The 16,264-nt window shown below is 45.0% G+C and carries 13 protein-coding genes, 1 tRNA gene and 1 riboswitch; of the genes, 10 read left to right on the top strand and 4 right to left on the bottom strand.

The annotated features are described in order from the left end of the window. Positions 1-12: 12 nt before the first annotated feature. Positions 13-1,002: a GTP 3',8-cyclase MoaA gene (gene moaA, locus AC6R00_RS20180; protein WP_500641694.1), complete on the bottom strand. Its 990-nt coding sequence runs from the start codon at positions 1,000-1,002 to the stop codon at positions 13-15. After that, positions 991-1,126, bottom strand: a riboswitch (molybdenum cofactor riboswitch). (Overlaps the previous gene by 12 nt.) A 167-nt stretch (positions 1,127-1,293) precedes the next feature. On the opposite strand from moaA, the gene AC6R00_RS20175 reads away from it, so the two are divergent. Beyond that, the gene (locus tag AC6R00_RS20175; RefSeq protein WP_500641693.1) at positions 1,294-2,181 is read left to right on the top strand and encodes a YvcK family protein; all 888 of its coding nucleotides are present in this window, start codon (positions 1,294-1,296) and stop codon (positions 2,179-2,181) included. On the opposite strand, the gene luxU is transcribed toward AC6R00_RS20175, so the two are convergent. The 3 genes from luxU to uvrB all read right to left on the bottom strand — a co-directional run bounded on the left by luxU (position 2,167) and on the right by uvrB (position 6,194). Further along, the gene (luxU, locus tag AC6R00_RS20170; RefSeq protein WP_500641692.1) at positions 2,167-2,508 is read right to left on the bottom strand and encodes a quorum-sensing phosphorelay protein LuxU; all 342 of its coding nucleotides are present in this window, start codon (positions 2,506-2,508) and stop codon (positions 2,167-2,169) included. The two genes, AC6R00_RS20175 and luxU, sit on opposite strands and share 15 nt — an antisense overlap. After that, positions 2,508-3,902, bottom strand: a complete 1,395-nt coding sequence (gene luxO / locus AC6R00_RS20165; RefSeq protein ID WP_500641691.1) for a quorum-sensing sigma-54 dependent transcriptional regulator LuxO — start codon at positions 3,900-3,902, stop codon at positions 2,508-2,510. The genes luxU and luxO overlap by 1 nt, the downstream gene beginning before the upstream one ends. A 261-nt stretch (positions 3,903-4,163) precedes the next feature. Then, positions 4,164-6,194 carry an excinuclease ABC subunit UvrB gene (gene uvrB / locus AC6R00_RS20160; RefSeq protein ID WP_500641690.1) on the bottom strand — a complete coding sequence of 677 codons (2,031 nt, stop codon included), beginning with the start codon at positions 6,192-6,194 and terminating at the stop codon, positions 4,164-4,166. A 547-nt stretch (positions 6,195-6,741) separates the two neighbouring features. Here uvrB and AC6R00_RS20155 point away from each other — a divergent pair. From AC6R00_RS20155 to rsxD, 9 genes are all read left to right on the top strand, one after another. Next, positions 6,742-6,817, top strand: a tRNA-Asn gene (locus AC6R00_RS20155). A gap of 734 nt (positions 6,818-7,551) precedes the next feature. Next, positions 7,552-8,604 (top strand): ABC transporter substrate-binding protein, encoded by a 1,053-nt coding sequence (locus AC6R00_RS20150; RefSeq protein WP_500641689.1) that lies wholly within the window; start codon positions 7,552-7,554, stop codon positions 8,602-8,604. Further along, a complete protein-coding gene (locus tag AC6R00_RS20145; protein ID WP_500641688.1) occupies positions 8,594-9,577 on the top strand; it encodes a hypothetical protein in 984 nt (327 codons plus the stop codon). Before AC6R00_RS20150 ends, AC6R00_RS20145 begins: the two co-directional genes overlap by 11 nt. Positions 9,578-9,579: 2 nt before the next feature. After that, positions 9,580-10,326: an SDR family oxidoreductase gene (locus tag AC6R00_RS20140; RefSeq protein ID WP_500641687.1), complete on the top strand. Its 747-nt coding sequence runs from the start codon at positions 9,580-9,582 to the stop codon at positions 10,324-10,326. 75 nt (positions 10,327-10,401) lie between these two features. Further along, positions 10,402-11,061, top strand: coding sequence for an HAD family hydrolase (locus tag AC6R00_RS20135; RefSeq protein ID WP_500641686.1), 660 nt, complete (start codon positions 10,402-10,404; stop codon positions 11,059-11,061). A gap of 267 nt (positions 11,062-11,328) precedes the next feature. Further along, positions 11,329-11,910: an electron transport complex subunit RsxA gene (gene rsxA, locus AC6R00_RS20130; RefSeq protein WP_004748403.1), complete on the top strand. Its 582-nt coding sequence runs from the start codon at positions 11,329-11,331 to the stop codon at positions 11,908-11,910. Continuing rightward, the gene (gene rsxB / locus AC6R00_RS20125) at positions 11,910-12,494 is read left to right on the top strand and encodes an electron transport complex subunit RsxB (protein WP_500641685.1); all 585 of its coding nucleotides are present in this window, start codon (positions 11,910-11,912) and stop codon (positions 12,492-12,494) included. Before rsxA ends, rsxB begins: the two co-directional genes overlap by 1 nt. An 8-nt stretch (positions 12,495-12,502) precedes the next feature. Continuing rightward, the gene (rsxC, locus tag AC6R00_RS20120) at positions 12,503-15,217 is read left to right on the top strand and encodes an electron transport complex subunit RsxC (protein ID WP_500641684.1); all 2,715 of its coding nucleotides are present in this window, start codon (positions 12,503-12,505) and stop codon (positions 15,215-15,217) included. After that, on the top strand, positions 15,217-16,263 hold the full coding sequence (gene rsxD / locus AC6R00_RS20115) for an electron transport complex subunit RsxD (protein ID WP_500641683.1): 1,047 nt from the start codon (positions 15,217-15,219) through the stop codon (positions 16,261-16,263). Before rsxC ends, rsxD begins: the two co-directional genes overlap by 1 nt. Position 16,264 lies beyond the last annotated feature (1 nt).

The raw sequence follows: 16,264 nt of genomic DNA, 5'->3' as shown, positions 1-16,264 counted from the left end.
TAATGAAATGTATCAGCCGCCGATCGATGCCAAGTGTGGAGTCATGCCAGAATTTCCGTCATGGAGGAAGTGGCTGACTGACTTGGTCTGCAACTGCTGTTGAATTCGTTCAATTAGTTCTGGTTCTTGAGCATCTTGTTGGAGTAAATCGCGTAGCTCAACGCCATGGTCACCAAACAGACATAAGTGAAGCTTACCCGTTGCAGAAACACGCAGTCGGTTGCAGCTTTCACAAAAGTCTTTTTCATACGGCATGATCAAACCGATCTCACCTTGGTAATCAGGATGGACAAAAACCTGTGCCGGACCGTCGTTATGATCACGCACTTTTAAAAGCCAGCCATTGGCGATCAATTGATTGCGAATCGCGACACCGGAAACGTGATGACGTTGGAACAGTTCATCCATTTCTCCGGTTTGCATCAGTTCGATAAAGCGAAGTTGGATTGGACGGTCTTTAATCCAGTTTAAAAAGGCTGGTAACTCGTGAGCATTCAGGTCTTTCATCAAAACAACATTGACTTTGACCTGGTCGTAACCCACCTCGAAAGCACGGTCGATGCCCGCCATCACTTGAGTAAATTTGTTTTCACCTGTGATTTGATGGAACATGCGAGGATCTAAGCTATCAACGCTGACATTAATATGTGTCAGCCCCGCCTCTTTCCAATTAGCGACTTGCTTTTCCATGCGATAACCGTTGGTTGTCGTCGCCACTTTGCGAATGCCCTGCGTTGAAGCCACGGTATGAATAATATCGTTGAAGTCTTTACGTAGGCTCGGCTCCCCACCAGTAATTCGTACCTTTGAGGTACCGCAATCGGCAAACGCCCTAACGACACGCTTTATCTCAGGAAGAGCTAAAAAAGACGAGTTTTTTTGCCCGGAAGGCTTATAGCCATCAGGCAGACAATATGTGCATTTGAAGTTACAGACATCTGTAACGGAAAGTCGCAAGTAATAAAACTTACGATGGAATCTATCTTCGAATTGTTGCGCCACGGAACACCTTTCCAAACACGGGAGGCATAATCATTTCCAAGTATGCCCTTGTGACAACATGTCACTGGCTCAATAGGCTTATCACTTTGGACTTAGCTTATAGAGCTCGGAGTTATGGCAACTACCTATCATTTTCGGTAGTGCTGATAAATAAAATACTTAATAATTGTGTGTGATTCTACCCTCAAATTGAAAAAATCGTGCTTGGAGCCCAATTTACCCAATATTGAGTATTGGTTGTTAATGCAATAATCTAAATTGTAGTTGGTTATGAATAAAAAGAAGCTCAGCATGACAATTTACGCTAGCAATAAAGTGGTCGCTGTCGGTGGAGGCCACGGCCTTGGACGTATGCTCGCGGCACTCAAAGATTTTGGCTCAAACGCAACGGGGATTGTTGCCACCACAGATAACGGCGGCTCCACCGGTCGCATTCGCCATTGCCAAGGAGGCATTGCATGGGGTGATACGCGCAACTGTATCAACCAGCTTATCACTGACCCTTCCATCAGTTCGATGATGTTTGAGTACCGCTTCAAAGGTGCCGGTGAACTTGATGGACACAATCTAGGTAACTTGATGCTCACGGCTCTCGACAACCTTTCTGTCCGCCCTCTAGATGCCACAAACCTGATTCGAAATATGCTTAAGGTCGATGTCAATATCATCCCTATGTCTGAACACCCTTCTGATTTGAAAGCACTCGCACCAGATGGACGTTGGGTCACGGGCGAGACCAGTGTTGATGAAATGCCAGAAAAGCTGATTCGACTCGATCTTGAGCCCGAGGTCCCTGCGACCAAAGAAGGTGTACAGGCTATTGAAGAAGCTGACGCGATTATTCTTGGTCCGGGCAGTTTCCTAACCAGTATTATGCCGCCACTGCTGCTACCTGAAGTAGGACGAGCGATTGCAAATAACCGCAAAGCAAAACTGGTGTTTGTCGAAAACCTTTCCCCAGAGTACGGGCCTGCTGGACATATGACATTACAAGAAAAATTGGAATGGTGTGAACGTTCTTGTCAAGGACGCAAAATAGATGTGGTTTTAGGTGAAGAGCCTCACCCAGAGTTAGAAGGTTGGAATTGTGTGACAACACCGTTAGCTTCACCCAATCGCGACTGGCGTCACGATAGGGCTAAGCTGCAACAGGCCATCGAATGGTTACTGGTTGAATAACTGCTGATATCTCTGCTGGGTTTCACTCAGTAGAGATAACATTTGTTGCTTATTGCTTTCTGACTCAAGGGAAGTACCAGATTTAGCACTAGAGTCTACCTCTACCGAATACGCGCGAAGTGCTTCTGCGCCAAAACTCGCTGCACTGCTTTTTAACGCATGACTTATCTCTTTTAAGTATTGCTCTTGCTCTTGTCCTTCGATTTGCGACAGCTTATCGATATACATTTGCAACTCGTTCAAAAATATTTCAAGCAAAACAGGTACATTTTCCGCGCCAATTTCGCTAGCGAGTCGGTCGATTTTGCTTTGATCTAAGATGTCCACTATTGTACTTCCTTGGCATTCCACGCTTGTAGTTTTCTGTAAATCGTTGATGGGCTTACATCCAAATAGCCGGCAGCTTTAGGGATGTTACCATCACACGCTTTAATGGCTTGTTCTATGGCATTTTTTTCTGTCAGCCACAGAGGAAATATATCTTGTACCGATACTGTTTCGTTTTGCGGCCGAGTCACTCTAATTTCATTTTTTGATGGCTGATTGAGCGGAGGTGGCAGCATGGCTAAATCAATCTCACGGCCATTATTCAACACAACCACATTGCGTAATACGTTTTGCAATTGACGCACATTACCAGGCCATTCGTAGCGCGAGAATCGATCAACGACTTCTGGTGCTAAACGGACAAAATCTTTACCCTCTTCCTTGGACATGAAACCCAGTAGTGAGTAGGCAATCTCGATGATATCGTCGCCACGCTCACGTAGAGGTGGCAAATGCAGAGGAATAACATACAAGCGATAATACAAATCTTCTCGAAAACGCCCTTCTTCCACTTCTTTCCATGGATCTTTATTGGTCGCGCAAACAAATCGCACATCCACGTTCTTCATCTTAGAAGAACCCACTTTTTGGAAAGTACCCGTTTGGATGAAACGGAGTAACTTGGTTTGTAGATCCAAGTCCATCTCACACAGCTCATCAAGGAAAAGTGTTCCACCGTCGGCCAGTTCAGCAGCACCTTGTCGATCGGTCGCCGCTCCTGTGAAAGCACCTTTAACGTGACCAAATAGCTCACTTTCAATCAGATCTTTCGGGATTGCAGCACAGTTGATGGCAATAAACGGTTTATCACCACGTTTACTGGTAGCATGAATCGCTTCAGCACAAACTTCTTTACCCGTACCACTTTCTCCAGTGATAAAGATACTGGCTTTACTGGTCGCTGCAGAGTCAATAGTCCTGTAAACCGCTTGCATCGTTTGACTACTACCGATAAAACCTTGATAGCCCTGACTACCAGAATTGTCTCCGTCGTTTTTAAGCTTATTCGCTTTACGCAAAGCGTTGTTAACCGTTACACGGAGTCGGTCTGCTTCACAGGGTTTAATTAGGAAGTCTTGCGCGCCATGACGCATTGCTTCAACGGCGGTATCAATAGAACCATGCGCGGTCATAAAGATGACCGGCACATCCGGGTTCTTTTCTTTCACCGCGTGCAAGACATCCATACCTGTCATATCAGGTAACCGAAGGTCGAGCAGGATTAGATCGGGGGTTCTGAAATTGAGACTATCAATGGCATCACGACCGGTGCCAACGATGTTGATATCGATTTGTAGAGGAGTGAGATAAGAACGATACAGCGCCGCGACAGAGGCGGTATCTTCAACCATCAACAAATACTTTGAGTTTTTTGCTTGTGTATTATATTGCATAACCTAGCCAAGGCATTCTTCGCATTTATATAAATAATCGCATTGCGCTTTGCATTATGCAATTTAAAACACAAAATAGTCCTGAATAAGGTGATGAATGACGCATTTTGAGGCCAATTTAGTTTGGCATGCTATATGCTAAATCTACATTGACCCTCATGGGTCACCTAGCCAACTGACGTTGTTAGTGAACTTAGTATTCACAAATTACAGCCAGTAGAACTAAGTTTCTACTGGCTATTTTTTCGCCTTAAATTCGTGTTAGCTATTCACAATAAACTGTTTGCGAAGCTTATCTATCTCATCCCTTTTCTGTGCTGCAAGTTCAAATTCTAAGTCTTGAGCATGTTGATACATCTGCGCTTCTAGCTTACTAATCTCTTTATCAAGTTGTTGAGGTGTCATCACATCGTAGCTCTGCGAAGGCTCAGCCACTTTAGACAATGGCACTGTCTTGCTAACGCGTTGCTTCTTACTCTTAGTAATGTCACCTAGCTCCATAATGTCTTTAACATTGCGCTTTAGAGCCTGAGGCTCGATGCCCATCTTCTCGTTGTAAGCTTGTTGTTTTTCGCGACGTCGGTTGGTCTCACCCATCGCCTTGTCCATCGATTTGGTGATACTGTCCGCGTAAAGAATCGCTTTACCTGCCACATTACGTGCGGCGCGACCAATTGTCTGAATAAGCGAACGCTCTGAACGCAAGAAACCTTCTTTATCAGCATCCAAAATCGCCACTAAGGAGACTTCTGGCATATCTAAACCTTCACGGAGTAAGTTGATCCCCACCAGCACATCAAACTCTCCAAGACGCAAGTCGCGAATGATCTCAACCCTTTCCACCGTATCAATATCTGAGTGAAGATAGCGAACCTTTACGTCGTGCTCAGTGAGATATTCAGTTAGATCCTCCGCCATTCTCTTGGTCAGAGTGGTCACTAAAACCCTCTCATCTTTCGCGGCACGAATTCGAATTTCTGAGAGCAGGTCATCTACCTGTGTCGCAACCGGACGTACTTCAAGCTGAGGATCGAGTAAGCCTGTAGGACGAACAACCTGATCAGCGATCTCACCATCAGACTTCTCTAGCTCATAATTACCTGGCGTTGCAGAGACAAATATCGTCTGAGGCGAAATAGATTCGAACTCTTCAAACTTCATAGGTCGATTGTCGAGTGCCGACGGTAGGCGGAAACCAAACTCCACTAGCGTCTCTTTCCGAGATCGATCTCCTTTGTACATTGCGCCGATCTGAGGCACGGTGACATGGGATTCATCAATGATCAGCAAACCATCGTGAGGCAAGTAATCAAACAGGGTTGGTGGCGGCTCACCCTCACTACGACCACTTAGATAGCGTGAGTAGTTTTCGATACCTGAACAAAATCCCAGCTCGTTCATCATCTCAATATCAAACTGAGTACGCTGAGAGATACGCTGCTCTTCGAGCAGTTTGTTGTTATCAAGTAAGTGCTTCTTGCGCCCCTCAAGCTCCACTTTAATGTGCTCTATCGCATCAAGAATTCGCTCTCTCGGTGTGACATAGTGGGTTTTGGGATAAATCGTGTAACGTGCCAAGTCACGCTGTTTGACGGCCCCTGTCAGTGGGTCAAACACACTAATACAATCAATCTCATCATCAAACATCTCGATACGCACCGCATCTTGATCGGATTCAGCCGGAAAGATATCAATCACTTCACCACGTACACGGAACTGACCGCGCTCAAATGCGACATCATTGCGGCTATATTGAAGCTCAGCAAGACGACGCAATATATCACGCTGGTCCATCACATCACCGCGGCGGATATGTAACATCATTTGCAGATAGGATTCAGGGTCACCCAAACCATAAATCGCCGACACGGAAGCAACAATAATCGCATCTTTTCGTTCTAATAGGGCTTTGGTCGCAGAGAGACGCATCTGCTCAATATGCGCGTTAACGGAAGCATCTTTCTCGATAAAGGTATCGGTTGTTGGCACATAAGCTTCAGGTTGGTAGTAATCGTAATAAGAGACGAAGTATTCAACGGCATTGTTAGGAAAGAAAGATTTCATTTCACCGTAAAGCTGAGCCGCTAACGTTTTGTTTGGAGCAAGCAAAATGGCTGGGCGCTGAGCGCTGGCTATCACATTGGCAAGCGTAAAAGTTTTTCCTGAGCCAGTTACACCAAGTAATGTTTGGTGCGCTAAACCAGAATCAAGGCCTTCAAGCAATTGCTCAATAGCGGTGGGCTGATCGCCAGAAGGCTTATAATCAGACACTAAATCAAAAACTTTGCTCATACTTCATCTCTGTCTAGTCATAAGGTGTAGTCACTATTGTGGCTGTATATATATACAGACTCAAGCGATAAAGAAAAAATTAATCGCTGTTTTGCATAAAGTGGCATTTTGCCGCTAGATCATTACCTTTAATCCTGATATTATCTTTCGCCCTGCTAGAGATCCACCTCGAAATCAAACCCAAATCAGCTCACAGCTTATCCACATTTTTCCCTAAATTTCAATTTAGTCCACAAAACTCGAACGTGTTCCATTTGCTCGCTTTTCCGACAATCTAACGAACAAAGTGTTGCGCAACAAAGCTTTGCTGCTCTGAATTCCAAGCCCAACTAAAAACCAACAACTTCGATTTTGACACTTTTCTGACTTACTCAAATTTAACACACATAGTTATCCACAATTTTGGTGGATAACTAAATCTACCCCTTATTTGGTAAGGGCTTCAGGAAAGTAAAGTATTTTTTATGTGTTTTTTTTCGTTAGAATCGCATCGTTCGTGTTGACACTCCTCTGGCTGATAGCTAATATTCGCCTCGCTCAAAGCAATTCCCCCTTAGTTCAGTTGGTAGAACGGCGGACTGTTAATCCGTATGTCGCAGGTTCGAGTCCCGCAGGGGGAGCCAAATTCAGAAAAAAGCTCAATCGAAAGGTTGAGCTTTTTTCGTTTTCTACTGCGACATGCTTGTTCCAAGCAAATGTCTCAGAGCTGGCCGCCCGCGTTGAGTCCCAACAGCGGGATGCCAAATTTAGAAAAAGCCGTGTCGTAAGACGCGGCTTTTTCGTATCTAGTGCTCTTGGTTTGTAGCAAACAATGCTTCAGACCTGGCCGCCCGCTTTGAACAAACTGAATACACGAAAGCACCCAAAACAGATAAAGCCCGAACATATGTTCGGGCTTTATCTGTTTGCTGAGAATAATTTCCCAGTCTAACGCCTAGCCAGACGTGTTTTTATTATCTTGGTGCAACAGTCTTTCATTTTTGTGTTTGTATAAACATCACCAGTAAAAATACATTCTAAATATGACCTGTAAACCTGACTAATTACTAATCAGTCAGTCTCATTGCGTGCACTAATAATATTTCAGTCAGCAATAAGTTCAATTATAATCATCCTCGATATTAATTAAAAAAATAAAAAAACATCAAAACTAAAACAATTTCCTTTTAAAACAAAAACATAAGCTTAAAACCACATAAGTTTTAGTTTAACTAAATACAGGGACACTTGGATGAATTTTATTAAATTCTCCCCTAAACACATCAGGCTAATATGCAACGCTATGGGTTTGATGTGTTTCTTTCTGCTTGCTTTTCATACACACGCGAGTCAACACGACATATATAAAATTGGAGTCATGGTAGGACATACCTCAAAAAACAGCTCCAAGTCCAACACAGAGAAGATATGCATCCTTAAAAGTACAACAGATACGTTAACCAATACGTCTAGGGATGTTTCTGTAATATTTGTAGAAAACAACCGTTCGGCAAGTGGTAGTGCGCAAGCTGCCTTAGAGTTGATAGAAAAAGATGTGGATATAGCCGTTCTTCCACTGCTGTCAAAAGAAGCAGAAGCGGCTGCCGCCTTTCTGACTGAAGCCAAGATTCCATATATCACTTCCGCAACAGCAATGGAGGTCATTAAAGACACGAGTCTAGGTCTGTCTATAATGCCATCGAACTTATATCAGGCAGAAGTTCTGGCATCTTATTACTTGGCTCAGAACAACATGAATACTCTGCATATCGTCAATGCTCAGGCGAATCGATATTCAACAGAGGTATCAAAAGAGTTTTTACGCTTAGTGCTGACACAAAATCCCGAAATAGATGTACAAGTTCATCAGTTTACCTTTGAGTCTCAGAAAGAGATTGCTCAGAAAATAGACTCTGGAGATGTTATTTTCGCTCCACTCTTTAATCCACACATTGCCTCTTTCTATCATGAGCTGGCGGTGACCGACAAAGAAAGCCTAACTATTTTAGGGCCCGACTCCATTGGCGGAAGGAAAGAGTTTTACGACATCATTGAGCAAGTTTCGCCGAACATAAGCGTAAAGTTCCTAAAAAACTGGGATGGAGAAGTTAAAGGCCCCAACGAAAAACTGTTTAATTCCTATGCCAATACTTACTGCCCATTCGAATATACGTCATTTCTCAGTGCCTACTCTTTTGATCTAATCCAACTCATCGAGAGCCAAATTGACCAGCTCTCGACACTGCAAGATAAAAAACAGGCAATAAGTGTGCTTAAAAGTTCGAAATACAAAACCGCGATGGATGGTAAATCCATTGATATTAGCAACACAGGCCACAATAAAAAGCCAATGTACCTTTATCAGGTTACTAGCCAAGGCAATCAAAAAGTAACCACACTTTACGTCAATGAGAGCTCAGATGATAAATAGACGATTCACGGCTTCTCAATTGCTGGCAGTCGTTGGAACTCTGATTTTAGTCAGCCAACTATGGCTGATTTTAAGTAGTTTACAACTAGCAAAAAAGCAAGCGCCTAATCACGATTTAGCTGGCGCATTAATCGTTGCTTGGACAAAAACAGATTCATTTTTAGATGATGTTTATACATTCAATATTCCTGGTATTAAATCCAGCCTCGAAAACTTCCTAACCGCTTATGAGAAATCAAACATCAATGCAAAGATGTGTATACAGGTCGCTGTGAGTAGCTTTTCTGTTGATGACCGGGACGTATCTGAGCACTGTACCAAAGGCACCTCAATCGCTGAGCTTACTTCGAACGCCTCTCAGATAACCCTTCACTCAGGCTCTATTCCGATCACTGTCGCGAGCAAACAGCTTGCTGCCGTTAGCTACTACTTGAGTCAAGGTAAAGATTTGACGTACAGCGGAGTCAGCAGCTCGGTTATCACATCCATAGTATTTGCTGAAATGCTGCTAATTGGTTCATTGGTTTGGGTGGCAAAATGTTTGCTCAGTCAAGGTAACAACAACCGTCAAACAGAGACTGCTCCTCCCCTAGACACACCGAGTGACAAGCAGAATCTAAACAACATACTGAAGATAATTAACAGTAACAAACGGGCTTTCGCAATTAACGAAGACATTATGTTAGTTAACTACAAGCATCCTTACTCTGAAGTGATCTACAAATCGGGTCTATCAACCAAAATTAAATGTTCACTCACCGATCTTGAGCAGTCGTTTCCAATTCCTTTGGTTCGGCTAAACCGCTCTACTCTGGTCAAGAAAGAGCTTTTTGAGAGCGATGAAAATATCGATATCAAAACCAATAAAGATGGCCACACTGTGAGCATTTGGATCAAAGGTAATGAACATGAACTTAAAGTAAGTAGTCACTATCAAGACAACTTAATGCATTTAATTTCAAGAGGAACCTAAACTTGAAAACAACCTTAATTACTTGCGCGACGAGTGGAATGGGCAGCGCTATTGCTCAATCAATGTCTGGAAAGCTCATTCTTACTGGAAGAACTCATGAAAAGCTAGGCGCACTGTGTTCCGGTCTAAAGACCCCTTGTGAAGCGGTGCCTCTGGATTTCACTTGTGACGAGAGCATTGAGCAAGCGGCTTTCGCAATCTCAACTCATGAGAAGCTCGACCAGATCGTGTTTATCATCCCCAGAATCCCTCCCTCTTCAGAGCTATTTCCAGACAACGAGACTTGGCAAACCCTATACCAAAACTTCTTTATCCGCCCATTAAGTTTAATAAAATATCTGGTGGAAAATGATCGCCTTAATCAGGGCGCTAAGATCGTACTGATATCGGGGTTAAGTAGCAAAAACGCACTTACAAACTATAGTACCAATAACTGTCTTCGCTCCGCTTGGCTAGGGCAAGCTAAAACCATGGCGCTCGTCCTCGGAGAAAAAGGAATATCAGTCAATACGCTGTCACTAGGCGGAGTTATGACTGAAAGCTATACCAATAAGATGCACAACAAAGCGCAACAAAACGGTGTCAGCTTTGACCAACAAATAGCAGAAGAAGTCAGCAATATTCCGCTAAAAAAATACGCATCAGTTCAAGACGTCGTTGACGCTGTTAGCGCTTTACTTGGCCCACTAAGCAACCATATGACCGGACAGAATATTCTATTGGATGGCGGGTTCTTCAAAGGTTATTAGGGTCTGTCACATTTTCGACATTGTTTGCTGCTAGTGTCGCGAGAAATTGCCGTATCAGAATAAGAGAACCTAACCATGTCCAAACCTTTGTACGTATTCGATCTAGACGAGACCTTAATCAATGCCGATTGTGCGATGATTTGGAATGAGTTTATGGTTGACAAGGGTATCGCGACTGAGCCGAATTTTATCGAAGAAGATCTACGTTTAATGAGTTTGTATGCCGAAGGTAAGTTAGATATGCAAGACTACTTAACCTTCTCTATGGCACCGTTAGCTGACATGCCTGTTGAACAGGTTAATCTGTTGGTAGAAGAATGTGTAAAAACTCGTATTCTAGATAAACAGTTTCCTCAGTCTAAAACCTTAATCGAGCAACTATCTCGTGATGGTATTGATATGCTGATTATCTCTGCCAGTGTGACTTTCCTAGTTGAAGCGGTGGGGCGTCACTTAGGCATTCACACCGCACTTGGTATTGATCTCGTTTCGGAGGCCAATCATTACACCGCCAAGATACAAGGCGTACCAAGTTATCGTGAAGGCAAAGTCACTCGCTTAAAGCAGTGGTTAGAAGAGGGTTCAGAGTCGTATTCTGAATTGCATTTTTTCACTGACTCAATCAATGATTTGCCACTATGCCAATACGCTGATCACGCTTATCTGGTCAATCCATGCCCTCGTTTGAAAGCACACGCGAACCAACCAAATTGGACCATACTTAATTGGGGTTAACGCCAAGGTTTTGCTTGAACACATCACAATGGAATAACCCAAATTCAAAGAGCAGCCTAGTGTTGCTCTTTTCTCTCTCCTCAGCCAAACATTCACTAGGCAAAATCTAAATGCCAGTTTTCCTTTACTAAGTCGTATTTATTCAACTTTTTTAGCACAATCTCGTATAATTTTTATTCAACAATATAAAACCTTATCTTTCCTTGGTTGTTATTGAACAAGCAAAGCAGGATAATGTCGGGATCGGAATTTCTAAATTATATAACTATGACCGAATATCTTTTGTTGTTGGTCGGCACTGTGCTGGTCAACAACTTTGTACTGGTGAAGTTTCTGGGCTTATGTCCATTTATGGGTGTGTCTAAAAAACTAGAAACCGCTATCGGAATGGGGTTAGCGACAACGTTCGTTTTGACCTTAGCCTCCGTGTGCGCGTATCTCGTAGAGAACTACATTTTAGATCCGCTCAACCTGCAATATTTGCGCACCATGAGTTTTATTCTGGTGATCGCGGTAGTGGTTCAATTTACAGAGATGGTAGTACATAAAACTAGCCCGACTCTGTATCGCCTATTGGGTATTTTCCTTCCCCTGATCACCACTAACTGTGCGGTTCTGGGTGTAGCGCTACTTAACATTAACGAAAACCATAACTTTATCGAATCGATCATCTATGGTTTCGGTGCGGCTGTTGGCTTTTCATTGGTACTAGTGTTGTTTGCCTCTATGCGTGAACGCCTTGCCGCTGCTGACGTCCCTATGCCATTCAAAGGCGCATCAATTGCGATGATTACCGCTGGATTAATGTCTCTAGCATTCATGGGCTTTACTGGTTTGGTGAAACTGTAATGAGCTCAATACTAATCGCAATAATCGCCATCGCGGTTCTCGCCGCTATTTTCGGTGCGATCCTTGGTTTCGCTTCAATTCGCTTTAAAGTTGAAGCGGATCCTATTGTTGATCAAATAGACAGCATTCTGCCACAAACCCAATGTGGTCAGTGTGGTTATCCAGGATGCCGACCATACGCTGAGGCTATCGCCAATGGTGATGAAATCAACAAATGTCCTCCAGGTGGTCAGGCAACAATAGAAAAGCTTGCGGACCTAATGGGAGTCGAAGCAACCGACTCGGCGCACGACCTTGAAAACGCAGTAAAAACCGTTGCATTTATCCACGAAGATATGTGTATTGGCTGTACTAAGTGTATTCAAGCCTGTCCAGTAGACGCCATTGTGGGTGGGACAAAAGCACTTCATACCGTGATTAAGGACGAATGTACTGGGTGTGATTTATGTGTTGCTCCTTGCCCAACAGACTGTATTGAAATGATTCCTGTAGAAACCACTACAGCGAGCTGGAAGTGGCAGATGGACGCCATTCCTGTTGTTGATATTACCGATTCTGCGGCCAAGCAGAACAGCGGGAATTAAGGACTGGTATGCTGTCATTAATCGAACAAATCAAAACTGGCGCCTTGTGGACTTTCCCGGGTGGTGTTCACCCAGTTGAAAACAAATCTCAGTCGGTCAGTCATGCACTTTCGCGCGCGGCTATTGCCGAAGAAATTGTCCTGCCGGTCAAACAACACATTGGTAAACCTGGCACTATTACGGTTGAAGTTGGCGAGCAGGTACTTAAGGGTCAGTCACTGACTAAGTACGACACTAGCTTTATGCTGCCTGTGCATGCGCCAACTTCAGGCACTGTGGTTGCTATTGAACCAAGAACCACTGCTCACCCTTCTGGTTTAAGTGAAATCTGTATTGTTATTAAGCCTGATATGGCTGACAGCTGGATCGAACGTGATGGCTGGTCTAATTATGCTGAGCGCACTCCTGACGAACTGATTGAAAAAATTCGCCAAGCTGGTGTATCCGGTATGGGTGGCGCAGGTTTCCCAACGGCGAAGAAAATTCAATCCGGTCTGGCAAGAACAGAGATTCTGATCATCAACGCTGCAGAATGTGAACCCTACATTACTGCCGACGATATGTTGATGCGTGAACATGCCCAAGAGATCATCCAAGGAATTGAGATCGTTGAGCATATCCTCAAGCCGAAGCTAACGGTTATTGGCATTGAAGATAACAAACCTGAAGCGGTCAAAGCGCTTCAACAAGCCGCCGAGCACAAAGACATTGTCATCCGCGTTATCCCGACTAAGTACCCTTCAGGTGGTGAAAAGCAGCTGATCAAAATCCTGACCAACAAAGAAGTGCCAAATGGCGGTATTCCTGCAGATATCGGGATATTAGTGCAAAACGTTGGCTCACTGCATGCCATTAAACGAGCGGTTTGCGATGGCGAGCCACTGGTAGAACGTATCGTGACATTAACCGGTGCTACCTTTAAACAGCCAAGAAACGTTTGGGCGCTACTTGGCACGCCAGTGCAGGCTCTGTTGGATGAGTTTAGTTACAAAGCAGATAAGAAATTACCGCGCCTTATTATGGGCGGTCCTATGATGGGCTTCACTCTGCCTCATGCGCAGGTGCCAATCACCAAAACGTCCAACTGTATTCTGGCTCCCACTCGCAAAGAGATTTCACCGAATCAATATGAAATGGCGTGTATCCGATGCGGTCAGTGTGCCGAAGCCTGCCCTGCCTCTCTTCTCCCTCAGCAACTGGTTTGGCATGCCAAAGCAGAAGAGCTTGATAAATGTGAAGAGCTGAACATTAAAGATTGTATCGAGTGTGGTGCTTGTGCCTTCGTTTGTCCGAGTGAAATCCCACTGGTTCAATACTACCGCCAAGCAAAAGCTGAGATCCGTACTCGTAAAGAAGAAGCAGAAGCGGCAGAGCGCGCGAAGATTCGTTTTGAAGAGAAGAAAGCACGTCTTGAACGAGATAAAGCCGCTCGCGAAAATCGCTTCAAGAAAGCCGCAGATGATCGCCGTAAAGAGATGAAATCTTCTGGAGGCGATGATGCGATTGCAGCCGCCATTGCGCGAGTTAAGGCACAAAAAGCCCAACCAGCCACAGAAAAGAAGGCCGTTAAACCTGCTGTTGCTGCAGCGATTGCAAGAGCAAAAGCTAAACAAGCAGAAGCGATGCAAAGCGGTCAGGCTGAGCCTGATAACAGTGAAATGGCCAAGCTGCGTGAAGAACGTAAACGTCAAGCGAGAGAGCGCAAAGCTGAGAAAGCACAACAATCTGATCATACGTCAACAGACGACAAAAAAGATGCCGTCGCTGCTGCGATAGCGCGAGCTAAAGCGAAAAAAGCACAGCAAGATGGCTCTGACGGCGCTCAAGCACCAGCTACAGATAAAAAAGCTGCGGTCGCTGCAGCAATAGCCCGAGCTAAAGCGAAGAAAGCGCAAATAGAAGAAACTGACCAAGCGCCACCAGCTGAAGATAAGAAAGCTGCTGTTGCTGCCGCTATTGCACGAGCGAAAGCACGTAAAGCCGAGCAACAAACTCAATCTGAGCCTGTTGAGCCTGCGCCTGCTGCAGAAGCAACTGACGAAGATCCGAAGAAAGCCGCCGTTACTGCCGCTATTGCGCGAGCAAAAGCACGCAAAGCCAAACAGCAAACTCAATCTGAGCCTGTTGAGCAAGCGCCTGCATCAGAAGCAACTGAAGAAGATCCAAAGAAAGCCGCCGTTGCCGCTGCTATCGCAAGAGCAAAAGCACGTAAAGCCGAGCAACAAACTCAATCTGAGCCTGCTGAGCAAGCGCCTGCTGCAGAAATAGCTGAGGAAGATCCGAAGAAAGCTGCCGTTGCTGCCGCGATTGCACGAGCTAAAGCACGTAAAGCCGAGCAGCAAGAGCAATCTGAGCCTGTGGAGCAAGCGCCTACTACAGAGGCAACTGAGGAAGATCCAAAGAAAGCTGCCGTTGCAGCCGCAGTTGCACGAGCAAAAGCACGTAAAGCCAAGCAGCAAGAGCAATCTGAGCCTGCTGAGCAAGCGCCTACTGCAGAAGTAACTGAAGAAGATCCTAAGAAAGCTGCCGTTGCCGCCGCTATTGCACGAGCAAAAGCACGCAAAGCCGAGCAGCAAGCTCAATCTGAGCCTGTAGAGCAAGCGCCCGCTGCAGAAGCAACTGACGACGATCCGAAGAAAGCTGCTGTTGCCGCCGCTATTGCACGCGCGAAAGCACGTAAAGCCGAAAAAGAACAACAAAAACAATTTGAGGAGAAAGAGTAGTGGCCTTCTTTATCGCCAGCTCACCCCATGCGCACAGTCGCAGAAGCACTCCTGATCTAATGAAGTGGGTGGCGCTTTGCGCTTTGCCAGGATTGGCAGCACAAACCTATTTCTTTGGCTGGGGCACAATAATCCAGCTTATTCTTGCGATTGTGCTCGGTCTGGGTTTAGAAGCCTTGGTCATGCTTGCCAGAAAACGTCACCCAATGTCAGCACTACGTGATAACAGCGCCTTAGTCACTGCTTGGCTGCTTGCTATTGCGATTCCTCCGCTGTCACCTTGGTGGATCATTGCCATCGGGCTTATTTTCGCGATTGTGATTGCGAAGCATCTCTATGGTGGTATTGGTCAAAACCTATTCAACCCAGCGATGGTCGCTTATGTGGTACTGCTGATCTCTTTCCCAGTACAGATGACAAGCTGGATCTCTCCAAATGAACTGCAAGCAACGGCGATTTCGAGTGGAGATGCTTTTTCGCTGATCTTTACCGGATTTAACCTAGAAGGGCTTTCTCTCCAGCAAATCCGTACTGGCATTGATGGCATCACCATGGCAACACCTCTGGATGCCTTTAAAACAGCCTTGACGACGGGCAACACAGCTAGTGAAGCTTTAACCCAGCCACAATTTGGTAGCCTAGCCGGTATCGGCTGGGAGTGGGTCAACCTTGCTTATCTTGTTGGTGGTCTAATTTTGATCAAGGTACGAGTGATCAATTGGCATATTCCGGTGAGCTTTTTGCTAAGCCTGACGCTAATAAGCAGTCTATTCATGATTTTAACTCCGGGAACGACGGCGTCACCGCTTATTCACCTTCTGTCTGGTGCAACCATGCTTGGTGCCTTCTTTATTGCCACTGATCCTGTCTCTGCTTCAACGACCGTTAAAGGGCGATTGGTGTTTGGTGCATTTATCGGGGCGATGGTATTTATCATCCGAAGTTGGGGCGGCTTCCCTGATGGTGTGGCCTTTGCAGTATTGCTGGGTAATATGTGTGTACCTCTCATAGATTACTACACCAAACCAAGAACGTACGGTCACTAAG

It is taken from the genome of Vibrio sp. R10-SF1-ISO8, from assembly GCF_059833805.1.
The sequence above is the reverse complement of the archived record's forward strand: the minus strand, read 5'-3'. Positions and strand labels throughout refer to the sequence as shown.